We start from the raw sequence: 16,018 nt of genomic DNA, 5'->3' as shown, positions 1-16,018 counted from the left end.
CCGGACTACCCGGCGAGCGTGTACCCGGCCTCCGCGACGGCCGCGCGGACCTGCGCGTCGTCGACCGGCCGGTCGCTGGTGACGGTGACGGCCCCGGACGGCAGGTCGACCGCGACCTCGGTGACGCCGTCGAGGGCGCCGACCTCTTCGCTGACCGAGGCCACGCAGTGCGAGCAGGTCATGCCGGTCACGGTGTAGCGGCTGGTGCTCATGGGGTTCCCTTCGCTCATGCCGTCACAGTACCCCTAGGGGGTACCCGTATCAAGGCGGTCCCGGCCTCGTCGCGCCGATGAGTTTTCCGGGCCGCCGCCGTCCATACCTGCGAGATCGACACACAGGAGGCCGCACGATGCGGAAACTGATCTTCGGGATGAACCTGACGCTGGACGGCTACATCGCCGCGCCCGGTGACGACATCGGGTGGAGCGGGCCGCCGAGCGACGAGCTGTTCCGGTGGTGGCTCGACCAGGAGCGGGCCAGCGAACTGACGCTCTACGGGCGCAAGCTGTGGGAGACGATGAGCTCCTACTGGCCGACCGGCGACCAGGAGCCGGGTGCCGATCCGGCGGAGGTCGCCTTCGCGCGGAACTGGCGGGACACGCCGAAGGTGGTGTTCTCCTCGACGATCGACAAGGTCGGCTGGAACACCCGCCTGGTCACCGGCGACGCCGTCGCCGAGATCACCCGGCTCAAGGCCGAGGACGGCGGCCCGATGACCATCGGCGGCGCCACCCTCGCCGCGGCGGCCATGCGGGCCGGGCTGATCGACGAGTACGCCGTGGCCACCCACCCGGTCCTGGTGGGTGGCGGCACGCCCTTCTTCACCGCGCTGGACAGCTGGGTGAACCTGACCCTGGTCGAGACGCGGACCTTCCCCGGCGGCGTGGTGCTGACCCGGTACGAGACGCGGCGATGAGCACCTTCACAGCGTCGGCGGCAGGCCCAGCCAGGGTTTGCCGGCGGCGTCGAACCCGGTGAGCTCGGCGATCTTCCCGTCGACGACGTGCAGGAGCGCGACGGCGAACAGCCGGTGCTCCGGGTCGCCGGGCGCCCGCAGGTACAGCACGGCGGCCGGCATCCGGTTGACCGTCGTGACCACCCCGCGCCAGTCGTCGTGGCCGCGCCGGAAGAGCCCGCCGGAGACCCAGCCGTCCACCGCGTCCCGGGCCGTCGTGCTCACCGTGGTCTGCCCGGGCAGCATCGCGAAGCGCAGGTCGTCGCGCAGCAGCGACGTCAGCCCGTCGAGGTCGTTGCGCTCGTGGGCGTCGAGGTAGGACTGCACCACGGCGCGCTCGTCGTCCGACAGCTCGTGGGTGGCCCGGCCGCGCCAGTCGAGGCGGCGGCCGGGCAGCTGCTCGCGCACCGTCACCCGCGCCCGCTGCAGGGCGCTGGTCACCGAGGCGACGGTCAGCTCGAGGACGTCGGCGACCGTGGCCGCCGGCCAGCCCAGGACGTCCCGCAGGATGAACACCGCCCGTTGCCGCGGCGGCAGGTGCTGGACGGCGACGATGAACGCCAGCTCGATCGTCTCCCGCGCCACCGCCGACTCCTGCGGGTCCTCGGGAAGCATCCGGTCGGGGTACGGCTGCAGCACCTCCCAGGCCGCGCCCGGCAGCTCGGCCGGCACGGGCGTGCGGCCGTTGCGCTTGTCCAGGAAGTCGAGGCAGGCGTTCGTCGCGATCCGGTACAGCCAGGTCCGCCACGCCGCGTGCCCCTTGAACGACGCCCGCTTGTCCCACGCCCGCAAGAACGTCTCCTGGGTCAGGTCCCGGGCGTCCTCGTAGTTCGCGAGCATCCGGTAGCAGTGCACCTGCAGCTCACGCCGGTGCCGCTCGGTGAGGAGCGCGAACTGCGCGGCGTCGTCGGTCATGGTCGTGCATCCTTCCACCGGGATCAGGGGCTACCGGAACTGACGATCGCGCGCCGGGTTTCTGATCGGTGGGGCCGCCGGCGCAGGGCCCACTCGGCCACGCCGAGGTTGAGCACCCAGCCCGCCGCCATCAGCACCGCCCGGGTGACCTCGCCGGGCACGCCCACCAGCAGGGCCCACGGGAGGTGCGTCAGCACCTGCGTCCCGGCGCCCAGCCCGATCGCGTACCCGCGGGTCATCCACACCCGGTGCCGGCGGACGTCCCGGCGGCGGACGGCGGCCGTGGCCAGCACGATCGACACGGCCATCGCCGTGCCGAAGAACAACCGGAACACCGTGAGGAGGTCGCCGTCACCCGGCGGGAGGTCGGAGAACAGCGTCATCCACAGACCGGACAGGGCCGCGACCAGCCCGCAGGGAACCAGCAGCCGTCCGGCGAAGCGGTGCCAGCGAGGCCGGCGCCGGCGCAGGGCCGGCACGAACTGGAACGCCCCCAGGACACAGAAGAGGCTCGCGCCGAAGATGTGCAGCACGACGGGCAGCGGCATGGCGAAGAACCGCGCGTTGTCCGCGGTGACCCGCGCGCCGCCGGCCAGCTCGGCCACGCGCGCGGAACCGGCGGCCACCGGGACGGCACTGAGCAGGAGCAGTCCCGCCGGGACGAGCCACTCCGGTTTCTTGGTGGGCAGCAAGGAAAACCCCTCTCGGCGGTCGGGCACGGACGTCTTCGCCCAGCATGACCGCCGGCGGGCCGCGGCTCATCGGTCCACGGGCCGGACCTCGACCGGCCCGAAGTACGGCCCGGCTCTAGTACTTTCGGCGCGGCGCGGGTGCCGCCTTGGGGACGCGGCGGGTTTCGTAGGCCCAGATGGCGATCTCGACGCGGTTGCGGGCGCCGAGCTTCGCCATCAGGCTCGCGATGTGGGTCTTGACGGTGCTGAGCGTGATGTAGAGCTCTTCGGTGATCTCGCGGTTGGTCCGCCCGCGCGCCACGCTGAGCAGGACCTGTTCTTCGCGATCGGTGAGGGGTTCGACGGGCTGGCTCGGCGCCTCGGATCCGGTGCCCGCGAAGGCGTCGAGCAGCCGCGCGGTGACGCTGGGCGCGATCAGCGCGTCTCCGGTCGCGGCGGCGTGGACGGCCTGGGCGAGCAGCTGCGTGCCGGCGTTCTTGAGCAGGAACCCGCGCGCGCCCGCCCGCAGCGCCGCGTAGACGTACTCGTCGAGGTCGAACGTGGTGATGACGACGACGGCGAGCGGGTCCTCGACGCCGGGGCCGGCCAGGCGGCGGGTCGCCTCGATGCCGTCGGTGCCGGGCATGCGGATGTCGAACAGGCACACGTCGGGACGCAGCCGCCGGGCCAGCTCGACGGCCGCCTCGCCGTCGGCGGCCTCGCCGACGACCTCGATGTCCGGCTGGGAGTCGAGCAGCATCGTCAGGCCGGTGCGGACGATCTCCTGGTCGTCGGCGACGAGCACGCGGATGCTCATGCCGCCCCGCCGCGGGGCAGGACGGCGGTGACGGTCCAGCCCCGCCCCGGGTCCGGGCCCGCTTCACAGGTCCCGCCGAGCAGGCCGGCCCGCTCGATCATCCCGGCGAGCCCGTAGCCGGGCGAGGGCACCGGGCGCACGAGGCCGGGCTCCCCGTCGTCGCTCACGCGCAGCCGGACCGCTTCGTCGTCGGCGGTGACCCGGACCTCGATCCGGGTCACGTGCCGGGCGTGGCGCCGGGCGTTGGTGACCGATTCCTGGGCGAGGCGGTAGATCGCGCTCCCGATCGACGGCGGCAGGTCGCCGACGTCACCGGAGACCGTCACGTCGACCGACGGCCGGGAGCGGCTCGCGAGCCGCTCCAGATCGGCGATCCGCGGGTTCGGGGCGAGGTCGGCCGGCTCGTCGCGGCGCAGGACGCGGACCATGGCGCGCATCTCGTCGAGAGCGCGCGCCGCTTCGGCTTCGATCAGCTCCAGCGCTTCGGCCGCGGCGGCCGGCCGCGTCGGCATCATCGCGAGGCCGGCCTGGGCGCGGATCGCCATCGCCGAGACGTGGTGGGCGACCGTGTCGTGCAGGTCGCGGGCCAGCCGTTCCCGCTCGAGCAGCTTGGCCTGGTCCAGCTCCCGCAGCCGCGCCCGCGCCCGGTACCGCAACGCGGCGGCCAGCGTGACGGCCGCGAACAGCACGACCGTCCCGCCCGCCGCGTCCGCGGCGCTCTCCTGCCCGAGTGCGACCGACAGGCCGGTCTCGACCAGCACGAACCCCAGCCCGAGCACGATTTCCCGGCCCGCACCCCAGCGCGCCAGCGAGTACGCCAGGAGCAGCAGCCCGGCCGTCGCGTACGCCGACGGGGCGGCCCCGCCGGTCAGCAGCATGACCACCGACGTCGTGCCGAAGGCGGTGAGGAACATCGGGAACGGCCTGGTCCGCCGCCACAGCAACGTCGGCGCCAAGGCGGCGACGACGAGCACGGAGACGACCCGCCACGGCAGGTCCGGCCGGAACAGTCCCTCGGCGGCCACCGCCGCCCAGAGCACCCCGAGCAGCACCCAGTCCCGCCACACCCGCGACGGCGGATCGGGCGGCCGGGGTTCGTCCCACAGCGAGCGGAGCACAGCGGTCACCCGCTGATGGTACGAAAGGACCGGGCGGCCCAGATCGCCCGAAAGTACGACCCGGCGTCGCCGTTCAGCGCGCCGCTCGGTACGCGGCGATCCGGATCCGCGGGCCGCGCAGGTGGACCAGGTCGACGGCGAAGGCCGGCACCGGCCGGTACCCAGCGCCTTGTCCCAGGAAACCGGGCCAGACGTTGTTAACCTGAGATTCATCCGGTGCCACACCGGATGACACGACCAGGCGAGGGTGGTGGACGTGCCCGACGAACAGTCCGTGGAACTCGTACCCCGGTCGGTGGCCGAACTCGCCGCCGACCCGGCCTGGACGGTCACCCGCACCGGCACGACCGGTCAGTGGCTCACCGCCGAACGGGTCGTCGAGGGCAACGGCCGGCGCCGCCTCATCGGCCTGACCCCCATCCGCCCCGGCACGGTCGCGCTCATGCTCTGGTCCGGCGGCGAAGTCGTCCAGCACCTGCGGGGCTCGGAAGCCGACGCCTGCGCGACGGCACATCGGTGGATCGAGGAACTGCTCGCCGAAGAGTCCTGAGCGAGCGGTCGTCGACGCGGCTCACCGGGCGACTTCGGCGACAGCCCGACCACCGCGCCCTCAGAACACCTGGTACGAGTCGACGATGCCGACCGGGTTCCAGCCGGCGTCCCGGCACGGGGGGCCGCACGACCAGTCGAGGTCGTAGGCTCCCGTCTTGGTGAGGGCGCCGTCGGACGTGTGCACCGTGACCTTCCCCGACCAGTATTCGAGCGTCACGATGTCCAGGTTGCCGTCGCCGTTCATGTCCCCGAGCCCGATCGGCTCGACGCTGTCCCAGAAGATGCCCCACCCGACCGGGATCGGGGCGCTGGTGACCTGGCCGGCCCCGTTGAGCAGCCAGAAGCCGGTTCGGAGAAGGTCGGAGTTCGCCCAGGCGATGTCGGCGTCGCCGTCGTTGTCCACATCGCCGACGCCGATGACATGCCAGTCCCCGGCGCAGACGGCATTGCAGGACGACCCGGTGATCCACTGCTCGCCGATGACGTGCCCGGCCCCGTCGAACAGCCACGACGCGAGCGCGCCCCGATCGGAGTTCTCCCACCAGAGGATGTCGTCGTGGCCGTCGCCGTTCATGTCCGCGAGCGCGACCGGCCCCCACTTCCCCGAGCAGCCCGCGCAGGGCCGGTCGACCAGCGTGCTCCCCATCCGGCCGGTGTCCGCACCGGTCCAGATCCGGACCTGCCCGCTGCCGGGATCCCAGGAGAGCAGGTCGTGTTCCTTGACGAGCCGGGGTCCGGCGAACCGCACGTGCGCCCGGCTGACCGCCAAGATTCCGGCCCGGGCCCACACGTCCCCGCGGCGCGGGCACGTGCCCCAGGTGACACAGTCGTACGGCCAGATCGACTGTCCGAGGACCGCGGTGGACGAACTGGTGCGCCACATCCCGACCTGGCCGGTGGAAGCGGTGGCGGGCTGCTTGTTGTTGCTCCAGAGCACACCGCCGGCCGCAGGCGCCGCGTCGGACGGTGGCGCGGCGATGAGCAGGGCCGCCAGGGCGAGAACGGTGAGCGTCACGGCGCGCAGCGGTCCTCTCATGCCGGTCAGTATGCGGCACGGAGAACAGGCGAGGCTAAATTCCGTCTTCTCCGGCGAGCGCCCGATAAACCGGCCGAAGCAACTCCACGACATCCTCGCCGCCCGCGGTGATCGCGAACGGCGGTACCTGGTGCAAAAGCGCGTCCGACGGCGTCCGCGGTCCGTGCAGCGGTGCTGTCCCGCCCAGGCCCGGGGCCGGGCCACTGGCGAAGAACGTGTCCATGACCTCGGTCAGGGCCGGGGACCGGTCATCGGGGTCGAGGGGCTCGGCCGAGATGAGCCGGTTCTTCAGCTCCTCCACCAGCATTTCCCGGTTCCGGCCGCGCAGGGCCAGCACGGTGAACGGGTCCTCGCCGACCCGCGCCACGAGCGCGGAGAACACCGCGTTCAAGTGGCCGCACGGCACCTCGGCGTCCGGGCAGGTGCAGTCCAGGGACACCTCCCGCGCCGACGACGGGAACAACGGCAGCCGGATCGCCTTGAACGTCTCTTCGACGTCACGGGGCAACTCGCCGCTGAGCAGCTGGACCGTGGTCGACGCCTTGGCCGCCAGGGCGTGCGTGATCGCCGCCCAGTCCGCCTTGCCGAACGCCGTCAGCCCGATCCGCACCCGGTGACTCCGGCCGTCCCGCACCTCGGCGTCGACGCGCCCGGCGCCGACCTCCAGCGCAACGACGTCGCCTCGGCCCTTCGCGGGCAGGAGGACGCCGATCGCCGTCAGCGCGCGGAGGAAGCGGGCCGGCCACCACGGCAGCGGCTCAGTCATCGATCGCCTCCTCCCCCAGGGCGAGCACCCCGCGCAGCGCGTCCGTGGACAGCTCGGTGAGCCGGCTGTCCCCCTCGCCGACGACCAGTCCCGCGAGCGCGCGCTTCTGGTCGATCAGCGTGTCGATGCGGTCCTCGATGGTGCCGGGGCAGATGAACTTCCGCACCTGGACGGTGCGGTGCTGCCCGATCCGGAACGCCCGGTCGGTCGCTTGGTTCTCCACGGCCGGGTTCCACCAGCGGTCCAGGTGCAGAACCTGGCCGGCGGCGGTCAGCGTCAGCCCGGAACCGCCGGCTTTGAGCGACAGCAACAAGATCCGCGGCCCGTCGCCCTCCTGGAAGCGGTCCACGATCGCGTCCCGCGCCCCCTTGGCCAGGCCACCGTGCAGGAATCCGACTTCGGTGCCGAGCCGGTCCGCCAGGTGCGGCACGAGCAGGTGCCCGAACTCGGCGTACTGCGTGAAGCACAGCGCCCGATCACCCGACGCCAGGATTTCCGCCAGGACCTCTTCGAGGCGGCTGACCTTGCCGGAGCGGTCCCCGAGCGGGGAGCCGTCGTGCAGCAGGTGCGCGGGGTGGTTGCAGACCTGCTTGAGTTTCGTGATCGCGGCGAGGATGTTGCCGCGGCGCTTGATGCCTTGGCTGTGCTGGATCTTCGTCATCATCTCGTCGACGATCGCGGAGTAGAGCGTGCCCTGTTCGCGGGTGAGCCGGTATTCCTGCCGGATCTCGATCTTTTTCGGGAGCTCGGGAACGATCACGGGGTCCGTCTTCACCCGGCGCAGCAGGTACGGCTGCGTGATCCGGCGCAGAGCGGCGGCCGTGGCGGTGTCGCCGGTGCGTTCGATCGGGGCCGCGAACCGTTGCCGGAACTCGAACCGGCTGCCGAGCAGCCCCGGGTTGAGCAGGTCCAGCACCGACCAGAGGTCCGCCAGCCGGTTCTCCACCGGGGTGCCGGTCAGGGCGAGCCGGTGTTCGGCGGTGAACCGCCGCACCGCCTTGGCCGTCGCGGTGTCGGCGTTCTTGATGGCGTGCGCTTCGTCCAGCACCAGGCGCCGCCAGCCGAACGCCGCGAGCTCGCCGGCGTCACGGGTGGCGGTGGCGTAGGTCGTGACGACGAGGTCGGCCGCGGCGACCTGCGCGGCGAGCGCGTCCCCGTGCGCGCGGGCACTGCCGTGGTGGGCGTGGACCCGCAGGTCCGGGACGAAGTTCGCCGCCTCCCGCTGCCACATGCCGACCAGCGACATCGGGCACAGCACCAGCGTCGCCCGCCGATCGCCCCGCGCCCGTTCGACGGCCTCGAGCGCCAGCGTCTGGACGGTCTTGCCGAGGCCCATGTCGTCGGCCAGGCACGCGCCGAGCCCCAGCGCCGACATGAACGCCAGCCAGGCGACCCCTCGCTGCTGGTAGGGGCGCAACGTGGCGCGGAACGACGGCGGCAGCCCGACCGGCCGCAGCGCCTCCTGGACCCGGCCGGCCAGGACGTCCCCGACCCAGCCGCCGGCCCGGACGTCGGTGACCGGGAGCGGTGTCTCCCGCCCGGAGTGGACGAGCTCCAGCAGGTCGGCCGCGGTGGGGCGCGGGGTGCGCCGGTGCGGGTCGCGGCGCAGGAATTCGAGACCCGCGCGAAGGCGGTCGGCGTCGACGCTGATCCACCGGCCGCGCAGCCGCACCAGCGACGTCTTCGCCGCGACCAGCCGGGCCAGCTCTTCCTCGCCGATCTCGTCGTCGCCCACCGCGACCGACCAGCGGAACGCGGCCAGTTCGTCCCGGCCCACCCGGGCGACGACCTGCTCGGAGGGCGTACTGCGGACGGACAGGCGCAGCCCCAGCCGGCGGCGGCCGTCCCAGGCCGCCGGGAGCTGCACCTCGAACCCGGCTTCGACCAGCCGGTTGGCCTCCGAGATGAGGAACTGCTCGGCTTCTTCGACGCTCAGGTCGTACTCGGACGGCCGGGTCCGGCGCAGAGCCGGCGCCAGCATCGGGGCCACCAGCGCGGCCCGGCCGAGCTCGGCGACCAGCAGCCCCTTCGGGTCCCGGACCAGCCCGTGCGCCTCGCCCGACCAGATCTGCCCCGCCGGCAGCAGCAGGCTCGGATCGGCCGCGGCGCGCAGGAGGAACTGCAGCTGCCACTTGGTGCCGTCGCCGGTCTGGTCGTCGGGGTCGTCCGCGTCCGGCTGCCGCAGGGTGCCGACCTCGGCCAGCCGGAAGCACGCCCGGCCGTCGACGACGTCGGTGTCGGCGACCTCGTCCCACTTCGCCACGGCGTCGGCCAGGACCCCCAGCTCGTCCAGCGGCAGTTCGACGCGGGGAGCGCCGCCCTGCAGCGCGGACAGCCACACCCCGGTCACGCCCCGGGCCCCGCCCAGGTCGACGGGCGGATCGGCGCGCGCCAGCCGGTCCCGGACCGCGGCGTCGACCAGGGTGTGCAGGGCGTCGGTGACGAGCGCGCGCGGCGAGGCCCCGGTGAGCGGCGCGATCTGCTCGGCCCGCCCGACCGGCGGCATGGCCGCGACGAGGGTGTCGAACGCGACGAAATCCACGCCCTGCAGCACCGGGCGCCAGCGGGCCTCCGCCGCGTCGCCCTGCCGGACCAGCGTCGGCAGCACCCGCCCGCGCCGGACGAGGTCCGCGGCCAGGTGGGCCACCGCCCGCAGGTGGGTGACCGAGGCGCCGTAGGAGGCCGAGTCGTCGAGGTCGTCCAGCTCGGCCGCGTCGACGATCAGCGCGGGCACCGACCACGGCCGCAGCGACGGCGCCGGGCCACGCCGCTGGCCGCCCGCGGCCGGCTCGGAGGAGGCGAGCGGCCGGTTCGCCCGCGACGGGAGCAGCACTGTCGCCGAGGCGGGCTTGCCGGGGTGCAGGGCGGTCAGCTGCGCGCCGGAGACCGCGAACGGGTGCGGCAGCGCGATCCGCGCCGAACGGCTCGACGTGCCGGCCGGGCCGCCGTCGCGCTCCGCCCAGAGCAGCAGCCCCCGGCCCGGCGACCACAGCGCGTGCACCGAGGGCAAGGTCTGGAGCTCCTTCGTCCGGGGCCTGGGGTTCCGCCCCGATCGTCGCACGCGCCCGGACGCAGGCCGGCCGCGGTGCGGTCTTCGAGCAGGCGGAGGTGCTCGCGCACCGCGGTGACGGCCACGGGTTGGCTAGGGTGCGCCGGTGACCGATCCCGTGTTCCTCATCACCGGCGCCTCCCGGGGCATCGGCGCCGCCACCGCCCGGCTCGCCGCCGAAGCCGGCTACCGCCTGGTCCTCGTCGCCCGCGACCGGACGCGCTTGGCCGACCTCGCCACCCGGCTGGGCGACGCCGACCGGGTGTGGCCGGCCGCCTGCGACGTCACGGACTGGACACAGCTCGACGCGCTCGTCACCCGGGTCCAGGACACGTGGGGCCGGCTGGACGTCGTGTTCGCCAACGCCGGCGCGAGCGTCGTCACCTCCTTCCTCGGCGAGGGCGGCGCACCACCGGAGGAGTGGCGGGACATGGTGCTCGCCAACGTGTACGGCCCCGCACTGACCGCCCGCGCCGCCCTCCCGGCCCTGGTGGCCTCCGGCGGCCACCTCGTCCTGACCGGCTCGGCCGCCGGCCGCGGAATCCGCCCGGGCAACTTGTACTCGGCCACGAAGTGGGCGGTCACCGGCCTGGCCCAGAACATCCGCGCCGAGTGCGTGGGCACCGGCATCCGGGTCACCCTCATCCAACCGGGCCTGGTCGACACCGGCGGTATTCCGGCCGAACGGTCTCGTGATCCCAAGCTGGATCCCGCCGATGTCGCCCGGGCCGTGCTCTACGCGGTGAGTCAACCGTCTACTGTGGACGTCAACGAGATCCTCGTCCGCCCGGCCGGCCAGGACCGCTGAAGTCCGGCCTTGCGGGGCGACGCGCGCCGCCCCGCAAGACCGACCGGATTACTGGATCACGAACGGCGCCGACACGTCGACCGAGTACGGCGTCGTGCTGTTCTTGTTCAGCTGCAGCACATAACTGCCCGGCAGCACGACCGGTGGGCCGGACGCGTTGATGTCCCCGGCGCTCGTGGCCAGCGCCGATGCCGGGACGGACACGCGCACGACCTGGGACCGGCCCGGGTCGAGCGTCACCCGGGCGAAGCCGACCAGGCGTTGCGGTGGGACCACCACCGGGCTCACCGGCTGGGCCGCGTACACCGGCACGATGTCGGTGCCGGCGCGGGTTCCGGTGTTGGTGACCGTGAACGTCGCGGTGGCCGTGCCGTCGCGGCCGATCTTCGGGGTCACCGCCAGGTTCGTGTGGGTGAAACTCGTGTACGACAGGCCGTACCCGAACGGGAACTGCGGGTTGTACGCGTTGCCCTGACCGGATGCGGTGCTCGGCAGCTGGTCGAAGAACTTCGGCTGGTCCCCCAGCGGGGACGGGGCCGTGCCGGCGAAGTCCCCGCCGACGGCCGGGGCGTCGGACGGCCAGCTGATCGGCAGCTTGCCCGCCGGGTTCGCCTTGCCGAACAACACATCCGCCACCGCCGTGCCGGCTTCCGTGCTGCCCTGGTAGGCCATCAGCACCGCGTTCGCCTTCGCGGCCGGGCCCAGCCCGACCGGCCGGCCCGCGACGACCACGACGATCACCGGCTTGCCGGTCGCCTCCAGCGCCGAGATGAGGGCCTGCTGGTCCGGCGCCAGGGCCGGCGCCGGGTTGTCGCCCAGTCCTTCCGCGTAGGCCTTCTCCCCCACCACCGCCACGTAGGCGCTGGTGTCCGCCGCGGCCGCGACCGCGCTCGCCTGGTCCGGTGCGTACACCGCGGCCGGGTTCGCGGCCCGGATGCCGTTCAGCACGGTGGTGCCCGGCGGGATCTGGTTGTCCGGGCCCATGCAGCACACGTGCCCGGCACCCGCCACGCCCTGCCAGCTCACGCTCCAGCCGCCGAGCTGGTTGGTCATCGAGTCCGCACTCGGGCCGGTCACCACGACCTTCGCGCCCGCGGGCAACGGCAGCGCGTTGTTCTCGTTGCGCAGCAAGGTGATCGACTCTCGCGCGGCCTTCAACGTCTGCTCGCGGCCGGCCGTGACGGCGGCGTTGGCGGCGTTCGCGTCGACGCACGGTTTCGCCGGGTCGGCCACGCACGGCTGGTCGAACAGGCCGAGCTGGAACTTCAGCGTGAGGATGCGGCGCACCGCCTGGTCGATCCGCGCGCGCGAGATCTTGCCCGTGTCGACGGCCTGCAGGATCGCGGCCTGCCACCCGGCCGCGTCGGAGACCTGCATGCTCATGTCGACGCCCGCGTTCACGGCGGCGGCGATGGCACCCGGAAGATCCGGCGCGATGTGGTACGCGGTCTGCAACGCGGTGACGTCCTGGTAGTCGCTGATCACGACGCCCTGGAAGTGCATCTGGTTGCGCAGGATGTCGGTCAGCAGGTAGCGCGAAGCGGTGGCGGGCACGCCGTTGATCGACCCGGAGTTGACCATCACCGTCCCGGCGCCGGCGTCGATCCCGGCCGCGTACGGCGGCAGGATCGTCGTCTGGAGGTAGTTCATCGGGAGCAGTTCCTCGGCCCGGTCGTGGCCGTTGATCGACTGCGAGTAGCCGGCGAAGTGCTTGACCGTGGCGCTGACGTTCAGCTCACCGCGCTTTCCGGGCGACTGCAGGCCCTTGATGTTCGCGGCGCCCATCGCGGCCGACAGGACCGGTTGCTCGGCCCACGTCTCGTAGGTGCGGCCCCACCGGTTGTCGCGCGCGATGTCCTGGACCGGGGCGAAGTTCCAGGTCCAGCCGGTGGCGCGCAGGGCGTCCGCGGTCGCCTTGCCGCCGGCCCGGGCGAGCCCGGGGTCCCAGGTGGCGCCCATGCCGATGGACTGCGGGAACAGCGGCGCCTGCCACGGGTGACCGAAGCCGTGCACCGCGTCGACGCCGAACACCACCGGGAGGTGCAGGCGCGAATTCTTGATCGCGTACTGCTGGATGATGTTGTACTCGGTGGCCCAGTCGTAGCCGGTGTTGCCCACCCCGCCCTTGCCGGTGGTGTCGATGGGATTCTCGGTACCGCCCGCGAGAATCGAGCCGACGTTGGCGTCCACCAGGATTTTCCGCATGCATTCGGGATTGGGGAGGTTGAATCCGTTGTTCCCGCACGTCGTCCCGTTCGGGTCGGTCAACGTGGTGACCAGCTGCTGGTCCATCTGGCCGACTTTTTCGGGCAGCGTCATGACGTGCAGCAACGCCTCCACCCGCGCCGGCACCGGACGCCGCGCGTCCATCCAGGGCGCGAGCCCCGGATCGGGGGCGGCACTGCTACTGGCGGCGAACGCGGGAACCGCGAGCAGGACCGCCGCCGCGAGCACCGTGACGGTGGCGCGGGTACTGCGTCTGTGTTTGCGGAACACCTGACCTCCTTCAGCCGTGGTCGGCACGGACCGGCCGCATGGGTGCGAGCGCACCGTAGGCACCTTCCGCAAGGCGGTAAAACCGCCGAACGGCGGCCGGGACCGTCTACTGTGACCGCCGCTCCCGGTCCGCTCCGCCGCGTCGAGCCGGAGTTCCGGTGAAACCCGCTCGTCCGGTCTTGACGCCGCGGACGTTGTCGTTCACAGTCCTCTGGTGCGTTCGGACGCACCCCGGCCGACCTCCTACCCCCTCCCTCCACCTTCCCCGGCACCCAGCGCGCCGCTTGATGTTAGCGCTAACAGAACTCGAAGTCCCCTCAACGACGAAGGGAACGATCCCCATGCCGATCGGATTCACGCGCGCCACGAGGTGGCGGCACCGGCCCTGGCCGGCCGCCGCGGCCGTGGTGGCGGCCGTGGCCGGGCTGCTCACCGTGGCCCCCACCCCGGCTTCGGCCGCCACGGTGGACACCTCCGCCTGGTACGTCCTGGTCAACCGCAACAGCGGCAAGGCGCTCGACGTCACCGGCGCCGCCACCGCCGACGGCGCCGGGCTCATCCAGTGGAGCCGGACCAACGCCGCCAACCAGCAGTTCCAGTTCGCCGACACCGGCGGCGGGAACTACCAGCTGCGCGCGCGGCATTCCGGCAAGCTCGCCGACGTCCAAGGCGCGTCCACCGCCGACGGCGCGCCCGTGGTGCAGTGGACCGCCAACGGCGGCGCCAACCAGCAGTTCAGCCTGGCCGACGCCGGTGGCGGGTACGTCCGGCTGGTGAACCGCAACAGCGGCAAGGCCCTCGACATCCAGGGTGCCTCGACCGCCGACGGCGCCGGCGTCGTGCAGCAGACCGGCTCCACCGGCACCGCCCAGCAGTGGCAGCTCGTCCAGGTCGACGGCGGTGCCGCCGGCGCCTGCACCCTGCCCTCCACCTACCGCTGGAGCTCGACCGGCCCGCTGGCCACCCCGAAGCAGGGCTGGGTTTCCCTCAAGGACTTCACGAACGTCGTCTACAACGGCAAGCACGTCGTCTACGCGACCACGCACGACACCGGATCGGCCTGGAAGTCCACGAGCTTCAGCCCGTTCACGAACTGGTCCGACATGGCCGGCGCGAGCCAGAGCACGATGTCCTTCGGCGCCGTCGCCCCGACACTGTTCTACTTCGCCCCCAAGAACATCTGGGTGCTCGCCTACCAGTGGGGCTGGCCCGACACGTTCTCCTACCGGACGTCGAGCGATCCCACCAACCCCAACGGCTGGTCGGCGCAGCAGACGCTGTTCACCGGCACCCTCCCCGGCGGGGCCCCGATCGACCAGACGATCATCGGCGACGGCACGAACATGTACCTGTTCTTCGCCGACGACAACGGCAGCATCTACCGCGCGACCATGCCGATCGGGAACTTCCCGGGCAGCTTCGGCTCGAGCTACACGAAGATCATGAGCGACACCCCGCAGAAGCTGTTCGAAGCGCCCGAGGTCTACAAGGTCAAGGACCAGAACCAGTACCTCATGATCGTCGAGGCACGGGGGACGAACGAGCGCCGCTACTTCCGCTCGTTCACCGCCACCAGCCTGAGCGGCACGTGGACCCCGCAGGCCGCCACCGAAAGCAACCCCTTCGCCGGCAAGGCCAACAGCGGTGCCACCTGGACCAACGACATCAGTCACGGCGACCTCGTCCGCACCAACCCCGACCAGACGAAGACCATCGACCCCTGCAACCTCCAGTTCCTCTACCAGGGCCGCGACCCCGCCTCCGACGGCGTCGACTACGGCCTGCTGCCCTACAAGCCGGGAGTGCTGACTCTGCAGCGCTAGCACCCCTGGGCAGGCTGGGACATGGCCGGGAGAGCGTGATCGCTCTCCCGGCCATGCCGGGTTCTCGAAGCCGGCGGGGCGGCTCACGTCACCTTGATCACGACCTTCCCCGCGGCGTGGCCGTCCTCGACGGCGGCCAGGGCGGCCGGGGCGTCGGAAAGCGGGTGGACCGCCGTGATCACCGGGGCCAGCACTCCGTCCACGGCCAGCCGGGCGGAGCGTTCCAGGTTCTCGCGGTCGAGGCGGCGCTCGACGAAACGCCCGCCGAGGTCGGGCACCGACATGTCCCCCACCGCGATCACGGTGCGGGGATCGCGGGCCAGCGGCGCGACCGTCCGCAGCGAGGTGCCACCCACCAGGTCGACGATCCCGTCGAAGCCGTCCGGGACCAGCTCGCGTGCCGTGGCGACGACGTCTTCGGCGGTGTAGTCGACGAACCGCGCCCCGGCCGCCTCGGCCTGCTCGCGCTTGGCGGCGCTGCCCGTGCCGAGCACCCGCAGCCCGCGCGCGGCGGCCAGCCGGGCGATCGCGAGACCGACCCCGCCCCCGACCCCGTTCACCAGGAGCACCGCGCCGGCCGGCAGCCCGAGCTGGTCGAGTGCGTCCACCGCGGTCGTTCCCGCCACCGGCAGCGTCGCCGCCACCGTGGCCGCCAGGCCCGCCGGGATGCGGGCGGCGTTCGGGGCCGAGAGCACCGTCGTCTCGGCGTAGGTGCCGCCGCCGGTGAGCGCGAAGCCGAAGACCGCGTCACCGACCTCGAGCCCGTCGACGTCCTCGCCCAGGGCGAGCACGGTCCCGGCGGCCTCCATGCCCAGCACGCGGGGGAACGGCCGCCCGCCGTCGAGACCGGGGACCACGCCCGCGCGCACCAGGTGGTCGAGGGGGTTCACCCCGGCGACGTCGACCCGGATCAGCACCTCGCCGCGACCGGGAACGGGATCCGGCCGGTCGAAGAACTCCTGCACCTCAGGCCCGCCGTGCCTGCCGAAACCCCACGCCTGTCCCATTTCCT

Annotated in this window: 14 protein-coding genes; 4 read left to right on the top strand and 10 right to left on the bottom strand. The window is 72.7% G+C overall.

Going from position 1 to position 16,018, the window contains the following annotated elements; translation table 11 throughout:
* Window positions 1-5 precede the first annotated feature (5 nt).
* Window positions 6-212, bottom strand: coding sequence for a heavy-metal-associated domain-containing protein (locus tag ACWEVN_RS00395; RefSeq protein WP_452049725.1), 207 nt, complete (start codon window positions 210-212; stop codon window positions 6-8).
* A gap of 137 nt (window positions 213-349) precedes the next feature.
* Between ACWEVN_RS00395 and ACWEVN_RS00390 the strand changes: the two genes are divergently transcribed.
* Complete coding sequence (locus tag ACWEVN_RS00390; protein ID WP_452049673.1) at window positions 350-916, top strand: dihydrofolate reductase family protein; 567 nt, start codon at window positions 350-352, stop codon at window positions 914-916.
* Window positions 917-922: 6 nt separating this feature from the next.
* On the opposite strand, the gene ACWEVN_RS00385 is transcribed toward ACWEVN_RS00390, so the two are convergent.
* The 4 genes from ACWEVN_RS00385 to ACWEVN_RS00370 form a co-directional block, all read right to left on the bottom strand.
* A complete protein-coding gene (locus tag ACWEVN_RS00385) occupies window positions 923-1,870 on the bottom strand; it encodes an RNA polymerase subunit sigma-70 (protein ID WP_452049672.1) in 948 nt (315 codons plus the stop codon).
* A 23-nt stretch (window positions 1,871-1,893) separates the two neighbouring features.
* The gene (locus ACWEVN_RS00380) at window positions 1,894-2,589 is read right to left on the bottom strand and encodes a DUF2306 domain-containing protein (protein ID WP_452049671.1); all 696 of its coding nucleotides are present in this window, start codon (window positions 2,587-2,589) and stop codon (window positions 1,894-1,896) included.
* Between the two features lie 88 nt (window positions 2,590-2,677).
* A complete protein-coding gene (locus ACWEVN_RS00375) occupies window positions 2,678-3,358 on the bottom strand; it encodes a response regulator (protein ID WP_452049670.1) in 681 nt (226 codons plus the stop codon).
* Window positions 3,355-4,485, bottom strand: coding sequence for a sensor histidine kinase (locus tag ACWEVN_RS00370; protein WP_452049669.1), 1,131 nt, complete (start codon window positions 4,483-4,485; stop codon window positions 3,355-3,357). The genes ACWEVN_RS00375 and ACWEVN_RS00370 overlap by 4 nt, the downstream gene beginning before the upstream one ends.
* A gap of 247 nt (window positions 4,486-4,732) precedes the next feature.
* Here ACWEVN_RS00370 and ACWEVN_RS00365 point away from each other — a divergent pair, with 247 nt between their 5' ends.
* On the top strand, window positions 4,733-5,026 hold the full coding sequence (locus ACWEVN_RS00365) for a hypothetical protein (RefSeq protein WP_452049668.1): 294 nt from the start codon (window positions 4,733-4,735) through the stop codon (window positions 5,024-5,026).
* A 60-nt stretch (window positions 5,027-5,086) separates the two neighbouring features.
* Here ACWEVN_RS00365 and ACWEVN_RS00360 read toward each other — a convergent pair whose 3' ends face one another.
* From ACWEVN_RS00360 to ACWEVN_RS00350, 3 genes are read right to left on the bottom strand one after another with little or no spacing between them, the layout of a single operon-like run.
* Window positions 5,087-6,064: an FG-GAP repeat domain-containing protein gene (locus tag ACWEVN_RS00360; RefSeq protein WP_452049667.1), complete on the bottom strand. Its 978-nt coding sequence runs from the start codon at window positions 6,062-6,064 to the stop codon at window positions 5,087-5,089.
* Between the two features lie 34 nt (window positions 6,065-6,098).
* Entirely contained in the window at window positions 6,099-6,830 is a 732-nt protein-coding gene (locus ACWEVN_RS00355) for an SWIM zinc finger family protein (RefSeq protein WP_452049666.1), read from the bottom strand.
* Window positions 6,823-9,840 (bottom strand): DEAD/DEAH box helicase, encoded by a 3,018-nt coding sequence (locus ACWEVN_RS00350; RefSeq protein ID WP_452049665.1) that lies wholly within the window; start codon window positions 9,838-9,840, stop codon window positions 6,823-6,825. Before ACWEVN_RS00350 ends, ACWEVN_RS00355 begins: the two co-directional genes overlap by 8 nt.
* 145 nt (window positions 9,841-9,985) lie before the next feature.
* Here ACWEVN_RS00350 and ACWEVN_RS00345 point away from each other — a divergent pair, with 145 nt between their 5' ends.
* Window positions 9,986-10,687: an SDR family oxidoreductase gene (locus ACWEVN_RS00345; RefSeq protein WP_452049664.1), complete on the top strand. Its 702-nt coding sequence runs from the start codon at window positions 9,986-9,988 to the stop codon at window positions 10,685-10,687.
* A 48-nt stretch (window positions 10,688-10,735) separates the two neighbouring features.
* Here ACWEVN_RS00345 and ACWEVN_RS00340 read toward each other — a convergent pair whose 3' ends face one another.
* Complete coding sequence (locus ACWEVN_RS00340; protein WP_452049663.1) at window positions 10,736-13,183, bottom strand: glycoside hydrolase family 3 N-terminal domain-containing protein; 2,448 nt, start codon at window positions 13,181-13,183, stop codon at window positions 10,736-10,738.
* A gap of 341 nt (window positions 13,184-13,524) precedes the next feature.
* Here ACWEVN_RS00340 and ACWEVN_RS00335 point away from each other — a divergent pair, with 341 nt between their 5' ends.
* Window positions 13,525-15,006, top strand: a complete 1,482-nt coding sequence (locus ACWEVN_RS00335) for a non-reducing end alpha-L-arabinofuranosidase family hydrolase (protein ID WP_452049662.1) — start codon at window positions 13,525-13,527, stop codon at window positions 15,004-15,006.
* 83 nt (window positions 15,007-15,089) lie between these two features.
* Here ACWEVN_RS00335 and ACWEVN_RS00330 read toward each other — a convergent pair whose 3' ends face one another.
* On the bottom strand, window positions 15,090-16,013 hold the full coding sequence (locus tag ACWEVN_RS00330; RefSeq protein WP_452049661.1) for a quinone oxidoreductase family protein: 924 nt from the start codon (window positions 16,011-16,013) through the stop codon (window positions 15,090-15,092).
* Window positions 16,014-16,018 lie beyond the last annotated feature (5 nt).

The sequence above is a fragment of the Amycolatopsis sp. NPDC003861 genome (assembly GCF_053605405.1).
This window is presented reverse-complemented; position numbering and strand designations above follow the sequence as displayed.

Coding starts and splice junctions, on each gene's coding strand:
- ACWEVN_RS00385 (WP_452049672.1), bottom strand. CDS start 1,870: ATGACCGACGACGCCGCGCAGTTCGCGCTCCTCACCGAGCGGCACCGG.
- ACWEVN_RS00390 (WP_452049673.1), top strand. CDS start 350: ATGCGGAAACTGATCTTCGGGATGAACCTGACGCTGGACGGCTACATC.
- ACWEVN_RS00330 (WP_452049661.1), bottom strand. CDS start 16,013: ATGGGACAGGCGTGGGGTTTCGGCAGGCACGGCGGGCCTGAGGTGCAG.
- ACWEVN_RS00360 (WP_452049667.1), bottom strand. CDS start 6,064: ATGAGAGGACCGCTGCGCGCCGTGACGCTCACCGTTCTCGCCCTGGCG.
- ACWEVN_RS00335 (WP_452049662.1), top strand. CDS start 13,525: ATGCCGATCGGATTCACGCGCGCCACGAGGTGGCGGCACCGGCCCTGG.
- ACWEVN_RS00375 (WP_452049670.1), bottom strand. CDS start 3,358: ATGAGCATCCGCGTGCTCGTCGCCGACGACCAGGAGATCGTCCGCACC.
- ACWEVN_RS00395 (WP_452049725.1), bottom strand. CDS start 212: ATGAGCACCAGCCGCTACACCGTGACCGGCATGACCTGCTCGCACTGC.
- ACWEVN_RS00355 (WP_452049666.1), bottom strand. CDS start 6,830: ATGACTGAGCCGCTGCCGTGGTGGCCGGCCCGCTTCCTCCGCGCGCTG.